18 protein-coding genes are annotated in these 16,361 nt (G+C 66.4%); 12 read left to right on the top strand and 6 right to left on the bottom strand.

Annotation, left to right across the window (positions count from 1 at the left end; genetic code table 11):
* Window positions 1-15: 15 nt before the first annotated feature.
* On the top strand, window positions 16-753 hold the full coding sequence (locus MWU77_RS19880) for an alpha/beta fold hydrolase (protein WP_169688059.1): 738 nt from the start codon (window positions 16-18) through the stop codon (window positions 751-753).
* Here MWU77_RS19880 and MWU77_RS19875 read toward each other — a convergent pair.
* On the bottom strand, window positions 750-1,631 hold the full coding sequence (locus MWU77_RS19875) for an A/G-specific adenine glycosylase (protein ID WP_169688060.1): 882 nt from the start codon (window positions 1,629-1,631) through the stop codon (window positions 750-752). The genes MWU77_RS19880 and MWU77_RS19875 overlap by 4 nt on opposite strands.
* 95 nt (window positions 1,632-1,726) lie before the next feature.
* Here MWU77_RS19875 and MWU77_RS19870 point away from each other — a divergent pair, with 95 nt between their 5' ends.
* Entirely contained in the window at window positions 1,727-2,353 is a 627-nt protein-coding gene (locus MWU77_RS19870; protein WP_169688061.1) for a carbonic anhydrase, read from the top strand.
* Between the two features lie 57 nt (window positions 2,354-2,410).
* Window positions 2,411-3,181, top strand: a complete 771-nt coding sequence (locus tag MWU77_RS19865) for a hypothetical protein (protein WP_247274582.1) — start codon at window positions 2,411-2,413, stop codon at window positions 3,179-3,181.
* A gap of 19 nt (window positions 3,182-3,200) precedes the next feature.
* On the opposite strand, the gene disA is transcribed toward MWU77_RS19865, so the two are convergent.
* Window positions 3,201-4,283 carry a DNA integrity scanning diadenylate cyclase DisA gene (disA, locus tag MWU77_RS19860; protein ID WP_169688063.1) on the bottom strand — a complete coding sequence of 361 codons (1,083 nt, stop codon included), beginning with the start codon at window positions 4,281-4,283 and terminating at the stop codon, window positions 3,201-3,203.
* Window positions 4,284-4,377: 94 nt separating this feature from the next.
* On the opposite strand from disA, the gene MWU77_RS19855 reads away from it, so the two are divergent.
* Window positions 4,378-4,938, top strand: coding sequence for a PaaI family thioesterase (locus MWU77_RS19855; protein ID WP_247274581.1), 561 nt, complete (start codon window positions 4,378-4,380; stop codon window positions 4,936-4,938).
* A gap of 8 nt (window positions 4,939-4,946) precedes the next feature.
* Here the strand turns inward: MWU77_RS19855 and dinB are convergent, their stop codons facing one another.
* On the bottom strand, window positions 4,947-6,194 hold the full coding sequence (gene dinB / locus MWU77_RS19850; protein WP_247274580.1) for a DNA polymerase IV: 1,248 nt from the start codon (window positions 6,192-6,194) through the stop codon (window positions 4,947-4,949).
* A 68-nt stretch (window positions 6,195-6,262) separates the two neighbouring features.
* Here dinB and MWU77_RS19845 point away from each other — a divergent pair, with 68 nt between their 5' ends.
* On the top strand, window positions 6,263-7,057 hold the full coding sequence (locus tag MWU77_RS19845; protein ID WP_247274579.1) for a crotonase/enoyl-CoA hydratase family protein: 795 nt from the start codon (window positions 6,263-6,265) through the stop codon (window positions 7,055-7,057).
* A gap of 19 nt (window positions 7,058-7,076) precedes the next feature.
* On the opposite strand, the gene radA is transcribed toward MWU77_RS19845, so the two are convergent.
* Window positions 7,077-8,465, bottom strand: coding sequence for a DNA repair protein RadA (gene radA, locus MWU77_RS19840; protein WP_169688067.1), 1,389 nt, complete (start codon window positions 8,463-8,465; stop codon window positions 7,077-7,079).
* A gap of 97 nt (window positions 8,466-8,562) precedes the next feature.
* Entirely contained in the window at window positions 8,563-9,192 is a 630-nt protein-coding gene (locus MWU77_RS19835; RefSeq protein WP_169688068.1) for a hypothetical protein, read from the bottom strand.
* Window positions 9,193-9,465: 273 nt separating this feature from the next.
* Between MWU77_RS19835 and carD the strand changes: the two genes are divergently transcribed.
* The 6 genes from carD to MWU77_RS19805 all read left to right on the top strand — a co-directional run bounded on the left by carD (window position 9,466) and on the right by MWU77_RS19805 (window position 14,115).
* Entirely contained in the window at window positions 9,466-9,954 is a 489-nt protein-coding gene (gene carD, locus MWU77_RS19830) for an RNA polymerase-binding transcription factor CarD (RefSeq protein ID WP_169688069.1), read from the top strand.
* 39 nt (window positions 9,955-9,993) lie between these two features.
* The gene (gene ispD / locus MWU77_RS19825; RefSeq protein WP_169688437.1) at window positions 9,994-10,710 is read left to right on the top strand and encodes a 2-C-methyl-D-erythritol 4-phosphate cytidylyltransferase; all 717 of its coding nucleotides are present in this window, start codon (window positions 9,994-9,996) and stop codon (window positions 10,708-10,710) included.
* 6 nt (window positions 10,711-10,716) lie between these two features.
* On the top strand, window positions 10,717-11,193 hold the full coding sequence (gene ispF / locus MWU77_RS19820; RefSeq protein ID WP_247274578.1) for a 2-C-methyl-D-erythritol 2,4-cyclodiphosphate synthase: 477 nt from the start codon (window positions 10,717-10,719) through the stop codon (window positions 11,191-11,193).
* An 11-nt stretch (window positions 11,194-11,204) separates the two neighbouring features.
* Complete coding sequence (gene cysS, locus MWU77_RS19815) at window positions 11,205-12,599, top strand: cysteine--tRNA ligase (protein ID WP_169688071.1); 1,395 nt, start codon at window positions 11,205-11,207, stop codon at window positions 12,597-12,599.
* Window positions 12,599-13,558, top strand: coding sequence for a 23S rRNA (guanosine(2251)-2'-O)-methyltransferase RlmB (rlmB, locus tag MWU77_RS19810; protein WP_169688072.1), 960 nt, complete (start codon window positions 12,599-12,601; stop codon window positions 13,556-13,558). Before cysS ends, rlmB begins: the two co-directional genes overlap by 1 nt.
* A gap of 107 nt (window positions 13,559-13,665) precedes the next feature.
* Complete coding sequence (locus tag MWU77_RS19805; protein ID WP_169688073.1) at window positions 13,666-14,115, top strand: hypothetical protein; 450 nt, start codon at window positions 13,666-13,668, stop codon at window positions 14,113-14,115.
* On the opposite strand, the gene MWU77_RS19800 is transcribed toward MWU77_RS19805, so the two are convergent.
* On the bottom strand, window positions 14,022-14,885 hold the full coding sequence (locus tag MWU77_RS19800) for a biotin-dependent carboxyltransferase family protein (protein ID WP_247274577.1): 864 nt from the start codon (window positions 14,883-14,885) through the stop codon (window positions 14,022-14,024). The two genes, MWU77_RS19805 and MWU77_RS19800, sit on opposite strands and share 94 nt — an antisense overlap.
* A gap of 98 nt (window positions 14,886-14,983) precedes the next feature.
* Here MWU77_RS19800 and mgtE point away from each other — a divergent pair, with 98 nt between their 5' ends.
* A complete protein-coding gene (gene mgtE / locus MWU77_RS19795) occupies window positions 14,984-16,357 on the top strand; it encodes a magnesium transporter (RefSeq protein ID WP_169688075.1) in 1,374 nt (457 codons plus the stop codon).
* Window positions 16,358-16,361: the final 4 nt, after the last annotated feature.

Raw genomic sequence — 16,361 nt, 5'->3', positions numbered from 1 at the left:
CTACCTTGGGCGATTGTGTTGCACGACGAGGGTGGTAAGGGACGTCCGATCCTGCTGTTGCACGGATTGATGGGGAGCGCGCGCACGTGGCGTACTCACGTGCCGTGGCTACGCGAGCACGGCCACGTCCACACGTTCGATGCGGCGGGGCACGGACGCCCCGCGCCGGCAGAGCTCACCACCGGTGCCTTCGTTGAGGACCTGGCATCCCATCTCGACGCGTTCGACGAGCCGCTCGTCGTCATCGGGCATTCGATGGGCGCGCTGCATGCGTGGTGCCTCGCCGCCGCGCATCCCGACCGTGTGGCGGCACTGGTGCTCGAGGACATGGCCCCGGACTTCCGGGGACGTACGGCAGCGAACTGGGCCGCGATGATCGAGCAGTGGCCGCAGCCGTTCCCCACCGAGCAGGCGGTGGTCGACTTCTTCGGCCCGGTCGCCGGACAGTACTTTCTCGATTCGTTCGACCACCGCGACGACGGCTGGTACCTGCACGGTGAGGTCGCGACGTTCCGGGATATCTCGGAGGAATGGGGCATCCGCGCCTTCTGGGACGAATGGCACTCGATTCGTGTCCCCGCCCTGCTCATCGAGGGCGAGTTCACCATCACCCCCGAAGGGCAGATGCGAAAGATGAGTAGCCGACCCGGCACCGAGTACGTCCGTATCGCCGGTGCCGGGCACCTGGTCCACGACGACAAGCCCGACGAGTATCGCGCGGCGGTCGAGCAGTTTTTGACTACGTTCGACTAGCGCGTGCCTTCTCCGGCGAGAGCGAAGCGTCCGTCGTCGGTCTGTTCGACAAGTCCGTCGAGGAGCAACGAATGCAGGGCCCGATCGCGCTGCCCGGGGTCTGTGAGCCACACCTGATCGAGTGCCGGACGCTCCACCGGAGTGTCGCTGTCGCGGAGGACTGCCATCAGTTTTCCGCGCACTTGACGGTCGGTACCGGCGAACTTCTGCACGCGCCGGGCCGGGCCGTCGTGAGCCGGACGACCGGCCTGGACCCACGCGCATTCGGGGAGCGGGCATCGATCACAGTCAGGGTTCCGCGCGGTGCACACCGTCGCGCCGAGCTCCATCAGGGCAGCAGAGAACGTCGCGGCCCGCGCGCGGGTGCGCGGCAGCAGAATCTCGACGTCTGCGAGGTCCCTTCGCGTGGAAGGGTTCCCGGGCTCCGCCTTGCCGTGGACGGCGCGCGCGACGACGCGGCGCACATTGGTGTCCACCACGGGAACGCGCTGCCCGTATGCGAAACACGCGACTGCTCGCGCCGTGTACGCGCCGATCCCCGGCAGCGACAGCAGGACGTCGACATCCTCGGGGACCCGGTCGTCGTGCTCGGCGGCGAGGACCCCGGCGCACTCGTGCAAGCGCAACGCCCGACGCGGATAACCGAGCTTGCCCCAGGCTCGCAGCACCTCGGCCTGACTCGATGCGGCCATCGCCGACGGGACCGGCCAGCGCCGGACCCACTCCTCCCAGATCGGCGCGACCCGCACGACGGGAGTCTGCTGCAACATGACCTCCGACATGAGGATCTGCCATCCCGTCACGCCCTCGCGGCGCCACGGTAGATCCCGCGCCTGCGCTGCATACCAGCGCAGCAATACGCCAGCATCGACCGGCATTCCCACGTCCTTTCGAAACGTTCTGGGCGGTTGTTTACATAGGTAAAAGTATTCCCGCGTGAAAGTCGAAATCACCGGGGGTGAATACTGTGCATATGCCGAATTCGAACCCCATCTCAGCCTGGAAAGCCCTGACCGAAGGTAACCAGCGCTTCGTCAGTGACACCCCACTGCACCCCAGCCAGGGCATCGACCGCCGAGCAGAACTCGTCAACGGCCAGCACCCCACTGCAGTGCTCTTCGGATGTGGCGACTCCCGCGTCGCGGCCGAGATCATCTTCGACCAGGGCCTCGGCGATATGTTCGTCGTCCGAACTGCGGGTCACGTAATCGACAGCTCCGTGCTCGGCTCGATCGAGTATGCGGTCGACATTCTCAACGTTCCTCTCATCGTCGTGTTGGGACACGACAGCTGCGGTGCTGTCGGCGCGACCCTGTCCGCACTCGACGGCGGCGAGGTCCCGTCGGGCTTCATCCGCAGCATCGTCGAGCGGGTCGCACCCTCGATTCTCCTCGGGCGCCGAGAAGGGCTGGGCACCGTCGACGAACTCGAGGCGCGCCACGTCGTGGAAACGGGCAAGGTGCTCACCGAACGCTCGCAGATCATCGCGGACCGTATCGCCGATGGTCGCTGCGCTGTTGTGGGTGTGACGTACAAGCTCGACGACGGTCACGTACAGCTGCAAGGCCACATCGGCGATATCGGTGTGACCTCGGACTGACGCGACACGCCGACGACCATGTGGCCATCGCACGAGCTGACACATACCGTGTGAAGCGTGTTTGAACCCAACGGCCCACTTCCTCCTGAGATCTACTGGCGACGCCGTGTTCTCGCGATCGTCGTCGCGGTGGTCGTGCTGGCCTTGGTCATCTGGGCGGTTCTCGCCTTCACCGGCGGCGATGATCCCGAAACGGAACCCGCGGCCTCCGGGACCACGATGTCCGAGACCACCGCGACCACACCGGACGGATCCGGTGTCGAAGCCGGTGCAGAGACCGGTTCGGACGATAGTGGCTCGGACACTGCCGGATCCGGAAGCTCGAATTCCTCGAACGCGTCCTCGGGGTCGTCCACCCCGTCGGGTGCTGCGGAATCGGATGAGGCGGATCCGGACGCGCCCACGACACCGGTGTCGGCGTCGACGGCACCCGGGCAGTGTTCCGATCAATCGCTCGCAGTGCGCGTGACGGCGGGCGAGCCGAATTATCAGGTCGGAGCCGAACCCGAGTTCACGATCGTCATCACCAATATCGGGACGTCCACGTGCGAGCGTGATCTCGGTGCGGGCCTGCAGCAGGTCCTCGTGTACACCCTCGACGGCAACCAGCGAGTGTGGGCGAACACCGACTGTTTCCCCGATTCGACCGCCGACGTGCGTTCGCTCCGTCCCGGCGATCAGGCCGCGTTCTCGGTGCGGTGGTCCGGCACGACGTCCGAACCCGGGTGCGCGACCCCGCGGGAACCGGTCCAGCCGGGCGCATACACGGTCGTCGGGCAGCTCGGTGGTCTGCGCAGCACGCCGGAGCCGTTCAACATGACAGCGTGAAGTGCTGGTCCGTGACGTGCTAGTCGTAGTGATTGATCGACGCCTCGGCCAGGCGTGAGAGACCCTCACGGATGTAGCGAGCCCACAGTGCTCCGATCCCTTCGACGGCCTGAAGGTCCGCGGCGGTCGCCGCGAGCAAACCCTGCAGAGTTCCGAAAGCACCCACCAGCCGGTCGATCTGACGTGCCCTGAGCCTCGGAACACGATTGAGGACGCGGTACCCGCGGGGGCTCATTGCGGTGTCGAGCGCTTCGATGGTGCTCGGATAGCCGAACGCCCGCGCGAGTGTCGTCAGGTCCAGCAGATCGACATCGGTCAACTCTCCCAACGCATCGAGCGCCTGCTCCACATCGAGGACCGACGGTGACTCCGTTCCCGCCAGGTAGTCCAGCACGAGCAGTTGCCTGGCGAGTTGATTGTCGCCGACGAGCTCTTCGAGTTGCAGTGCGAGCTGTCGCCCGTCCGTTCCGAGCTCGAGCACATCCTGCTCGATCTCCACGGACAGGCGGTGCATCATTTCGAGGCGCTGCGCGACGGTGAGCGCATCGCGCAATGTCACGATGTCTTCGATTTCCACCACCGAGAGCTGCCGAGTGACTTCGTCGAGACGAGCCTTGTACCGCTCGAGCGTCGCGACGGCCTGGTTGGCCCTGGAGAGAATCATCGCGGAATCGTCGATGACATGCCTGCGCCCTTCGACGTACACGCTGACGATGCTCATCGACTGGCTCACCGAGACCACGGGGTATCCGGTCTCGATAGCGGTGCGTTCGGCTGCGCGGTGACGGGTACCGGATTCGACTGTGGGGATGCGATGGTCGGGCACGAGCTGCACGTTGGCGCGCACGATCCGGCTGCCGTCGGTGGACACCACGACCGCGCCGTCCATCTTCGACAACTCGCGCAACCGGGTAGGGGCGAATTCGACATCGAGTTCGAAGCCGCCGTCGCAGATCGATGCGACGTGCTCGTCGAAGCCGAGCACGATCAGGCCGCCTGTGCGGCCCCGCAGGATGCGTTCGAGGCCGTCTCGCAGAGCTGTGCCGGGTGCCAGACGCGCGATTGTCTCGTTCAACGTCGCAGCGTCGGCCGACTCGGTCATGTGCGAAGTCCTCCTGGCTGCGCGTGCGTTTCTCGTCACATTTGTGCAGGCCACGGAAAAGTCGTTGGCGAGCGCGCAACTACATTACTTGCTCATGAGTAGTCTCTGGACCTTGCCCGATGACCTCGTCGTTCCTGATCTTCGCGAGGATCATCCCGGTCCGGGGGCGCCGATACCGCAGCACTGGTCCAGGTGCCTCGGTTGCGGTGACGATCAGCCGACCGGGCTCGCGCTGCAGTGCACGATCGGCGAGGGACTGTCCGTGAAGGCCCGCTTCGAGGTGGCCACCCGCTTCCAGGGCGGGCCGGGGTTCATTCACGGAGGCATCCTCATGACCGCGTTCGACGAAGTCCAGGGCTTCGCATGTAACGCTGTGTTCCGAAAGCCTGTGGTCACCGGGCACATGGGGACCGATTTCAAGCGCCCCATCCCGCTGGGCGCGGTCCTCGAATTCACCGCCCGAGTCGACGGGACGGTGCGTCGCAAGGTGTACACGAGCGCCGAAGCGCGCATCGTCGATGGCCCGCTCGCCGATCCCGACGTGATCGTGGGGAGCTCGCACGGATTGTTCGTGATCGTCGGCCACGAACATTTCGACAAGGGGAAGGATTTCGTCGACGGCTTGCCCGGGGCCGACGACATCTCGTCGATCTGAGGCATTTCTCAATCGGGGAGCATCGGTACGCCCTCGCTGTGGTCGCGGCCGAGCAGTGTCGCGGACGTCAGTGCCCCGGCCCCGAACCGGCAGTGGACGTCGTCGAGGACCGTGTCGAGGGCGTGCCGGTCGATCGGGCAATGTGTCGCGGTGGTCTCCTTCGAGCCCGGATCGGCCGACGGCACCGGTTCGTCGAAGGGAAGCTCGAGCTGTTCGATGCCCTCGCCGTCCAAGTTCGTCACCGCGACACCGATCAGGGTGAGCCCGCGGTCGGCGATGAGCGGCCGCGCTGATTCGAGCAGGGCACGTGCGGTGTTGCTGAGGACGTCGGTGCGCGCGGTGGGGACGCCGAGCGTGCGCGACCGCGTGGCCCGCGTGTAATCGGCGAAGCGGAGTCCGAGCACCACTGTGCGGCCGATCCGATGGGCGCGGCGCATCCGGGCGGCAACCTTGTCGACGAGTAGCTGCAGTGTGGCGTCGACCGACTCGATGCTGTGGGCTCCTCGGCCGAGTGCGTGCTGGGCGCCCATCGAACGCCGGCGTCGACGGTGAACCGGCCGTGGGTCGTGCCCGGTCGCGAGCGCGTACAGGTGGCGGCCTGTTGCCCGGCCGAGCAGCGAGATGAGGTCGGACTCGGATTCGTTCGCAATATCGGCGACCGATCGAAGTCCGTGCGCATGCAGAGTCGCGGCGGTGACCTTGCCGACGCCCCACAGTCGTTCGACGGGCAAGGGGTGGAGGAAGTCGAGTTCCCCTTCGGGTGGGACGACGAGCAGCCCGTCCGGTTTCGCGACGCCACTCGCGACCTTCGCGAGGAACTTCGTCCGGGCCACACCTACGGTGATCGGCAGGCCGACCTCGGCCATGACCGTCGCGCGCAGGTGTGCCGCGATGTCGGACGGCTCACCCGAGATGCGGCGCAGCCCCGACACGTCGAGGAAGGCCTCGTCGATGGAGACCCCTTCGACGACGGGGGAGACCCGATCGAAGATCGCGAACACCTCCCGCGACGCCCGTGAGTACGCGTCCATGCGCGGCGGTATCGAGATCACGTGCGGGCACAGAGCGCGCGCTGCACGGCCAGGCATGGGTGTCTTGATTCCGTAGGCTTTCGCCTCGTAGCTCGCGGCGAGGACGACCCCACCGCCGACCACCACTGGTTTTCCTCGAAGCCACGGGTCGTCGCGTTGCTCGACCGACGCGTAGAACGCGTCGAGGTCGGCGTGGAGGATCGTTGCACGGGCGGACACGAACATATGTTCGCATGCGAGTCCGACAACCCGATACGGCAGAATTGCCGGCCGGACGGTGTTAGAAACGATCCATGTCTGCCCGCGACCGTGGAGTCCCCGATGTCGTCCTCGAACGCGACGGTGCCGTCACCACGATCGTGCTCAACCGCCCAGACCGCAGAAACGCCGTGGACGGGCCGATGGCCGCGCAGCTCCGCGAGGCCATCGAGACATTCGACGCCGACGAGGACCAACGTGTCGCGGTGCTCTGGGGTGCGGGTGGCCATTTCTGTGCAGGCGCCGACCTCACTGCCGTGGGTGATGTGCAGCGACGTCACGAACTCGACCCGCAGGGCGGCGGCACGGGGCCGATGGGCCCCTCCCGGATGGCGCTGTCCAAACCACTGATCGCGGCGGTGAGTGGATACGCGGTCGCAGGTGGACTGGAACTCGCACTGCTCGCAGACCTGCGGGTGTGCGAATCCGACGCAGTCTTCGGGGTGTTCTGCCGCCGCTGGGGTGTACCGCTTATCGACGGCGGCACGGTGCGACTGCCGCGGATCATCGGGCAGGGAAGAGCGCTCGACATGATCCTCACCGGCCGCGCGGTGGATGCGGCCGAGGCCCTGTCGTTCGGCCTCGCCAACCGGGTCGTCGACGAGGGTACGTCACTCGCTGTATCGCAGGAGATCGCGCGGCAACTGGCAACGTTTCCGCAGGAATGTATGTCGGTGGACCGGGCGTCGGTCTACCGCTCGTTCGAGCTTCCACTCGACACCGCGTTGCGGGCCGAAGGCGCCCACGGTGTGCCGATCGTCGAGCGGGAGGGCATCGCAGGCGCTTCACGGTTCACGTCGGGAGAAGGAAGACACGGCGCCTTCCGCTAGCCGTGTTTCGAAGCGGGCGTCAGCCGATGTTCATGAGCGCCTGCCCGAGGTTGGTCACCTCGCGGACCTTCATGCCGGAAGGTGCGCCGTCGGTGTTGCGGGGCACCACGGCGCGGGTGAACCCGAGCCGGTGTGCTTCGGTGAGCCGTCGGCCTGCTCCGGCCACGCGCCGGACTTCGCCTGCGAGCCCGACCTCGCCGAGCAGCACGGTGCCGGGCGGGACCGGTTGATCTCGCACCGCTGAGACGATGGCGAGCGCCAGCGCGAGGTCGGCGGACGGATCGGTGATCCGCATGCCGCCGACCGTCGATGCGTATACGTCGCATTTTCCGAGATTGCGGACGTTGCAGCGCCGTTCGAGTACGGCGAGCACCATCGCGACGCGCGCCGAATCCAGGCCGCTCACCGCGCGCCGCGGTGACGGATTCTGGGTGTGGACGACAAGCGCTTGAACTTCGCCGAGCAGTGGGCGTTTGCCGTCCATCGTGACGGTGACCGCCGTCCCCGACACCTCCTCGTTCCGGTGCTGCAGGAACAGTCCCGACGGGTCACTCACCTCGACGATGCCGCCTTCGGTGAGTTCGAAGCAGCCCACTTCCTCGGCTGCACCGAACCGGTTCTTGACCCCGCGGACCATACGCAGCGTCGAATGTTTGTCGCCTTCGAAGTGCAGTACGACGTCGACGAGATGCTCGAGCGAGCGTGGACCCGCTACTGCGCCGTCCTTGGTGACGTGACCGATCAGCAACACCGGGATACCGCTCGCCTTCGCGAGCGAGGTCAGGGCGCTCGTGACGGCCTTGACCTGAGTGACACCGCCGGACACTCCGTCGACATCGGCGGCGAGCATCGTCTGCACCGAGTCGACGACGAGCAATGTCGGCTTGACCTGTTCGACGTGGCCGAAGATCGTCGCCAGATCGGATTCGGCAGCCAGGTAGACCCGCTCGTGGACAGACCCGGTGCGGTCGGCGCGGAGCCGGACCTGACCGGCGGATTCCTCGCCCGTCACGTACAGCGACCTGTCGTCGGCGCTGCGCTGAGCCCAGCGGTGGACGACCTCGAGGAGCAGTGTCGACTTGCCGACGCCGGGTTCACCCGCGAGCAGGACGACGGAGCCGGGCACGATCCCCCCGCCGAGAACCCGGTCGAGTTCGGAGATTCCGGTGGTCTTGGCCGCGGTTTCCTTCCCGTCGATCCGGGTCAAAGGAGTGGCGGGGGTGGTGGGGAGGACTGCCGCGGCGCCCGCACGCGCGAGCGAGGTGCCCGGTCGCGATGCGACAGCTGTCGGCTGCACCGGTGCCTCGTCCAGCGAGCCCCACGTTCCGCATTCGGGGCAGCGTCCGACCCACTTGGCGACGGTGTGCGAGCAGTCGGAGCAGCGGTACATCGTTTTGGATCTGGCCACTGCCGGAGGATATGCGAACGTGGTGACAGAACGCCGGAAGGTCCGGACGAGAATGCTCGTCCGAACCTTCCGGAAGGGTCTTGCCGGTCGCGCTGGGTCAGTGCGCTTCGCCGATGATCGGCGACATCTCCGACTCGTGGCGATCGAGAACCGGGCCTGCATCGACCGGTACGGACAGGGTCACGTCGCCAGCTTCCTCGAAGGAGAAGGTGAAGGGGATGGTCAGGCCGGGCCGGACACCTTCCTTCAGGTCGACGAGTTCGATGGTCTCGACCGTCGCGGGCACCACGGGGGTGTCCTCCGGCGAGGTCGGCTGCGGTGATTCGTCGACGGACTCGAGAAGATCGGTGGTCTCCGGGGAAACACCGGCGATGACCGAGCCTTGAGCGGGGATCGTGATGTTGTCCGCGCCGGTCACCGAGCCCGCGTACTCGGTCTCGATGCCCGTGAGGACGTCGTCCCGGTAGCCGTCGAGATTCGCGATGGTGAAGCCGAGCAGAGCGGTTCCCCCCGGCTCGATGCTGTACTCCTCGGAATCCGGGTAGATGATGTGCACGTTGCGCAGTGCAAGGCTGCCCGCGTCCGTGTTGGTGCCGTTGATCGCAGCCACCTGGTCGGAGGTCTGGGTGATCTGACCGGCGCCGCACGCGGACAACGCCAGCGTCGCACCCGCGGCCAGGGCGACAGCGGTCGCGACTCGACGAGTCGACGTGTTGAGAGCAGTCACTTTTCCTCCACTCGGGTAAGGCTCGCAATCCACTAGGCAGAGTAGTAGTTGTCCCGCATGGAGTGCGCGTCGGGTCATCGATATTGCCATTTTGTGCACCACAACGGGGCATAACGCCCTGTCGCGGTGGGTGTGTCGCACGTCACCGGATGCACGTAACCGGTTGCCTGTCAAGCCCTACGCCCACGTGTCGGTGCCCCTGACCTGCGCCGTTGATGAGAGGCCGATGTGGTCACGTGTTAAACTCGAAGAATCGAAAGGGGCACGGGACACATGATTTTCAAGGTCGGAGACACCGTCGTATACCCCCATCACGGTGCGGCGCTGATCGAAGCAATCGAAACACGCACCATCAAGGGGGAGCAGAAGGAATATCTGGTTCTGAAAGTCGCGCAGGGCGACCTCACGGTGCGGGTACCTGCTGAGAATGCAGAATATGTCGGAGTTCGCGACGTGGTGGGACAAGAAGGCCTCGACAAGGTTTTCCAGGTGCTGCGCGCACCGCATACAGAAGAACCGACCAACTGGTCACGGCGGTACAAGGCCAACATCGAGAAGTTGGCCTCCGGAGATGTCAACAAGGTCGCAGAGGTAGTCCGCGACCTGTGGCGCCGGGAACAGGACCGTGGCCTTTCTGCAGGTGAGAAGAGAATGCTGGCGAAGGCTCGGCAGATCCTCGTCGGTGAGCTCGCGCTCGCCGAGGGAACCGACGATGTCAGGGCAGAGAGCATGCTCGACGAGGTTCTCGCCGCCGCATCCTGATAGGCGACGCGACCCTCGAATCAACATCAAGTGAATCGAATACAGCAAGTACACGATCGCAGCGGGCCGGTCGTCGGAATCATTCCGGCGGCCGGCCGCGGCGTCCGTCTGGGTGAGTCACTACCCAAGGCGTTCGTCGAGCTCGATGGGCGCACCATGCTCGACCGGGCTGTCGAAGCGATGCTGGGTTCCGGCGCGGTCGACCGCGTCGTGGTGGTGGCGCCGCCCGAGCTCGCCTCGACACCTCCGGCGGAGCTCGTACGCGCGGAGTACGCCGACCGGGTCACGGTCACCGGCGGTGGTGCGGAACGCGCCGATTCTGTGCGCGCGGGTCTCCGGGCGGCGTCGGACGCGCAGTTCGTGCTCGTGCACGATGCGGCGCGGGCGCTGACTCCACCGGAGTTGTTCACCCGAGTGGTCGAGGCGCTCCGGGGTGGGCGGCGCGCAGTGATTCCCGTCCTGCCGGTCGCCGACACCATCAAGAGCGTCGACTCCGACGGTGTCGTCACCGGCACCCCTGAGCGGGCGACCCTGCGCGCGGTGCAGACACCACAGGGGTTCGAGGCAGACCTGCTCGAACGCGCCAATCGCGATACGGGCGACGCAACCGACGATGCCGGGCTGGTGGAACGGCTCGGCGAGTTCGTGCAGACCGTGGCGGGCGACCCGCTCGCCTTCAAGATCACCACACCGCTGGATCTGGTGCTGGCCCGAGCTCTGCTCGCCGCCGGCGAACGGACACAAGAGGGGAACTGAGCACACGTGCGTGTCGGAATCGGAACAGATGTGCACCCGGTCGAACCGGGGCGTCCATGCTGGATGGCAGGTCTGCTGTTCGACGACGCAGATGGTTGTTCGGGGCACTCCGACGGCGACGTCGCCGCACACGCGTTGTGTGATGCGTTGTTGTCGGCGTCCGGCCTCGGCGACCTGGGTTCGGTGTTCGGGACCGATCGACCCGAGATGTCGGGAGCGTCGGGGGCCTCGATGCTCACCGAGGTACGGCGGCTGCTGACCGAAGAAGGCTGGACCATCGGCAACGCGGCCGTGCAGGTGATCGGGAACCGCCCGAAGATCGGGCCGCGACGGGACGAGGCGGTGCGTGTGCTGTCCGATCTGCTCGGCGCACCCGTGTCGGTGTCGGCCACCACCACCGACGGGCTCGGGCTGACCGGCCGCGGGGAAGGTGTGGCGGCTATCGCCACCGCGCTCGTACTACCTGACGTCGATCAACGGTAGGATGGTCTGTCGTGACTTTGCGCCTTTTCGACACCGAGACACGAGCCGTGCGGGATTTCGAACCGCTGGTGCCCGGACACGCTTCGGTGTATCTGTGTGGTGCCACTGTTCAGGGTGAGCCGCACATCGGCCACGTGCGCAGCGGCGTCGCGTTCGACGTTCTGCGACGATGGCTCGCAGCGAAGGGGCTCGACGTCGCGTTTGTGAGAAACGTCACCGATATCGACGACAAGATTCTCCGCAAGGCGAGCGAGGCGGGCCGCCCCTGGTGGGAATGGAAGACCACCTACGAGCGCGCTTTCACCCGCGCCTACGACGCTCTGGGTGTGTTGCCGCCCTCCGTGGAGCCCCGCGCGACCGGGCACATCACTCAGATGGTCGAGCTCATGCGTCGACTCATCGACGCGGGTCATGCTTACGCATCCGACGGCAACGTCTACTTCGACGTGATGAGTTTCCCCGAGTACGGCGCGTTGTCGGGGCACAAACTCGACGACGTCCATCAAGGTGAGAGCGCCGGGCAGGGCAAGCGCGACCCTCGCGACTTCACCCTGTGGAAGGCCGAGAAGGCCGGGGAGCCCTCGTGGCCGACGCCGTGGGGTCGTGGCCGTCCGGGCTGGCATCTCGAATGCTCCGCCATGGCGGAGTTCTATCTTGGTTCCTCGTTCGACATCCATTGCGGCGGCATGGATCTGGTGTTTCCGCATCACGAGAACGAGATCGCGCAGGCCCGCGCTGCAGGTGACGGCTTCGCCCGTTACTGGTTGCACAACGGCTGGGTCACCATGGGCGGCGAGAAGATGTCCAAGTCGCTCGGCAACGTGCTGTCCATCCCCAACGTCCTCACCCGCGTGCGGGCCCAGGAACTGCGTTACTACCTCGGCAGCGCCCACTACCGGTCGATGCTCGAATATTCCGACACGGCGCTGGCCGAGGCGGCCGCGGCCTACCGGGGACTCGAGTCGTTCGTGATCAAGACCCGTGACCGGGCAGGCGACGTTCCCGTCGGAACGTGGACCGACGCGTTCGCCGAAGCGCTCGACGACGATCTCGGGGTGCCCAAAGCGCTCGCCGAGATCCACGGCCGACGCAGCGAGGGCAACAAGGCGCTCGACAACGGAGACCTGACCGAAGCGGTGCGCATCGCTTCCCAGATCCGTGCGATGCTTTCTGTCCTCGGCGTCGATCCACTCGATGCACACTGGCAGGAGAGCTCCGGCGACGAGTCGGGTGCGCTCGCCGCCCTCGATGTGCTGGTGGGAGCAGAACTCGATCGTCGACAGAGCGCCCGTGCCGAGAAGAATTGGGCGGTCGCCGACGAAGTACGTGACCGGCTGACAGCGGCGGGGATCGAAGTAACGGATACGCCGAACGGACCCGAGTGGTCTCTGAAAGCAGGGCAGTGATGGCAGGCAATTCCCAGCGCCGCGGAGCGATTCGCAAGGGCGGAACGAAGAAAGGCCAGGTCGTCGGTTCGGGCGGTCAGCGTCGGCGCGGTCTCGAAGGCCGCGGCGCTACCCCGAAGGCCGAGGATCGTTCGTACCATCCTGCGGCCCGGCGCGCTCGTGCAGCGGCGAAGGCCGCCGACAACCGAGGCCGCCGTCCGGGTGGACGCAAGCCGGAGGACGGGCCGGAGATGGTCCTCGGCCGCAACCCCGTGGTCGAGTGCTTGCGGGCCGAGGTCCCGGCGACCGCGCTCTACGTCGCGGTCGGTGCGGAAGCCGACGACCGGCTCAAGGAAGCAGTGCAGCGCGCCGCTGATGCCGGCATCTCGATTCTCGAAGTGCAGCGCAGCGAACTCGACCGGCTCACGGCGAACGGTATGCATCAGGGCATCGGCCTGCAGGTGCCGCCGTACCGCTACGCGCACCCCGACGATCTGATCGTGCGCGCCAAGGAGAGGCACGAGCGACCCCTGCTGGTGGCGCTCGACAACATTTCCGATCCCCGCAACCTCGGTGCGATCATCCGGTCGGTGGCGGCGTTCGGTGGCCATGGCGTTGTGATTCCGCAGCGTCGGAGCGCGTCGGTCACTGCCGTGGCCTGGCGCACCAGTGCGGGTGCTGCGGCGCGGCTTCCGGTAGCACGCGCAACCAATCTGACCCGCACCCTCAAGGACTGGCAGTCTCAGGGCGTCCGCGTCGTGGGTCTCGATGCCGGTGGTGATACCGACCTCGACACTTTCGACGGCACCGATCCCGTCGTCGTGGTGGTGGGGTCCGAGGGCAAGGGACTCTCGCGGCTCGTCCGCGAGACGTGCGATTCGATCCTGTCCATCCCGATGGCCGGCGACGTGGAGTCGCTCAACGCGTCGGTCGCGGCAGGCGTCGTGCTCGCCGATATCGCGCGTCGTCGCCGGTCCTGAAAGTGCGGTCCTGAAGGCCGCTCCGAAGGTCAGCGCGTACCGACGGGAACCGATCGGGCCCTCGCTGCGTCTGTACCGGTAGGGCCGGACGGAAGCGGAGGCACACAGTGGCGTACACAACGGCGTTCGACGGGCGTTTCGAGATCACACCGCCATTGAGTCGGCCCGACATCGACTTCCTCACCGGGTTCGCGGGTGCCGCGAGTGGTCCGCACAACGCGGGCCGCGACGGTCTGCCGGCAGAGGGGCGGCCGCTGTCGTGGTGTCAGTGGGCCCCGAGCAGTGACGGATGCGCCCTCGAGTGGGACGGCGACCCGGTCTTCTACCGGTACTCCGAATGGCTTCAGTACCTGATCGCCGCGTTCCTGGCACCCCGGGGGTATGAGGTGTCGGGGACGGTGGAGGTGCGCACCAGCGCCGGCGACCACGGCCTGATCACTGTGCGTGACAACGAGGTCACAGTTCAGATCAGTCGGACGAACCGCACACGCCGCCCCGGACGTAATTGCGCCGCAGTGGGAAGGTCCGCTGTCGTCACCACCGCGATCACTGGATAGCCGCCGGTGACGGGGTGATCGGCGAGGAACAGCACCGGATGACCCTCCGGCGGTACCTGGACGGACCCGGCAACCATACCCTCGCTGGGTAGTTCGTCATGGCGTGAGCGGTGTAGCGGTCCGGGGCCCCGGAGCCGGATCCCCACCCGATCGAGTTGCGGAGTCACCGTCCACGATTCGTGTAGGAAGGCGCGGACCGAGGCGGGAGTGAACCAGTCGTCGCGGGGCCCTGTTCGCACACGGAGTTCGACGGGATCACCCGCGGGCGCAGGCGGAGGGATCTGCTCTTCGCAGGGGAGTTCTTCGGCGAGTGCGCCGACAAGCAGCCGGTCACCGATGTGCACCGGCGCTGGGCCCGTGCCCGACAACGTGTCGGTCGAACGGCTTCCCAGTACCTCCGGAACGTCGATGCCGCCGCGGACTGCCAGATACGACCGCAATCCCTCGGATGGCACTGAGACCGAGATGACGTCCTGATCGCGGAGACGCACCCTCGCGTAATCACCCACCGAGCGGCCGTTTACCGTCACGTCGACGCGCGCTCCGGTGATCGCGACGATCGTGTCGCCGACGCTTCGGACCGAGAGTCCGCCACCGGTCACCTCGAGGGCCGCGGCGTCCGGGTGATTGCCGACGAGGCGATTCGCAGCGTCGTGCGCCGTGCGGTCCGCAGCGCCGGATGCGGTCACGCCGTCGGCCCCGTATCCGATGCGTCCGTGATCCTGCACAGTCGTGAAGATTCCAGGGGTGACCACCTCGAGCCATGCCATGGATCCATGGTCTCGCAATCCGGGGCGGCGGTGAGGACTGTTCGGTGAGCGCAGCCGGCGCGCGTTAGGTTGAAGTGCCGCAGTTCGAGGGAGACACGATGAGCCGGAACGATCCGACCACCAGTATCGAGGCCACCCGGGTGGAGGCGACCCGGGCAGTCGAGGGTGCGTTGGACGACGGCGATCTGGCTGCGGCGCACGCCGCAGTAGCCGACCTGAGCGTGGAACTGCTCGTCGACGTGCTCGAGCGGTTGGACCACACCGACCGCGCGGTGCTCTATCGGTTGCTTCCCAAGGATCAGGCGATGGAGGTGTTCGAGCAGCTGGATCCGAGTCTGCAGAGCGCCCTCGTCGGCGGCCTGCAAGACGATCAGGTCGCGTCGATCTTCGCTGATCTCGAGCCCGACGATCGAGTCGAACTGCTCGACGAGTTGCCGGCCACCGTTGCGGCGAAGCTCATGCGCGGCCTCCCGTACGACGAACGTGAGATGACAGCGACGATCCTCGGCTACAGGCAGGGCGCTCTCGGACGGCGCATGAGCCCGGAGTTCGTCTCGTTGCGCCAAGACATGCCGATCGAGCGAGCCCTCGCGATGGTCCGTAGTCGCCTCCACGATGCCGAGACGGTCTACACCTTGCCGGTTGTCGACAGGAATCGGATCCTCGTGGGTGTGGTGGGGTTGCGAGATCTGATGGGCGCCCCGAAGGACGGCGCAGTCGGCGACATCATGAGCGAACCGTATTTCGCGCGGGCCACCGACGACGCAGAGGAAGCTGCCCGCCGCTGTGCCGAGCTGAAGTTGCTGGCGTTGATCGTCGTGGACAGCGAAACGCGACTGGTGGGCATCCTCACTGTCGACGATGCGTTGCGCATCCTGGAGTCGGCCGAGAGCGAGGACCAGGCCCGGATCGGCGGCACCGAGCCGCTACGCCAGCCCTATCTCGCCACGCCGGCGAGACAATTGGTGCGTTCGCGGGTCGTGTGGCTGCTCGTGCTGGCGATCGGAGCGACATTGACCGTGCAGGTGCTCGAGGTGTTCGAATCGACCTTGGAACAGGCCGTGACGTTGGCGTTGTTCGTGCCGCTGCTCATCGGCACCGGTGGCAACACGGGAAATCAGGCGGCGACCACCGTTACGCGGGCATTGGCTCTCGACGACGTGAGTCCCCGAGATGTCGGCCGTGTCGTCGTCCGTGAACTCAGGGTGGGGTTCTCGCTCGGGGTGCTGCTCGGTTCCGTGGCGTTCGTCCTCGCAACTGCCGTCTACGACATGTCGGTGGGCGCGGTGATCGGGCTGACGCTGGTCACCGTGTGCACACTCGCAGCCACTGTCGGTGGGGCGATGCCGTTGGTCGCCAAGGCTATCCGCGTGGATCCCGCAGTGTTCTCCAATCCGTTCATCACGACGTTCGTCGATTCGACGGGATTGGTACTGTATTTTCTCATTGCGAAAGCCGTGCTGGGAATTTGACGAG

Source organism: Rhodococcus sp. F64268, from assembly GCF_023015605.1.
GTDB lineage: Bacteria > Actinomycetota > Actinomycetes > Mycobacteriales > Mycobacteriaceae > Rhodococcus.
Note: the sequence above shows the minus strand (reverse complement) of the source record. Positions and strands in the feature narration are given on the sequence as shown.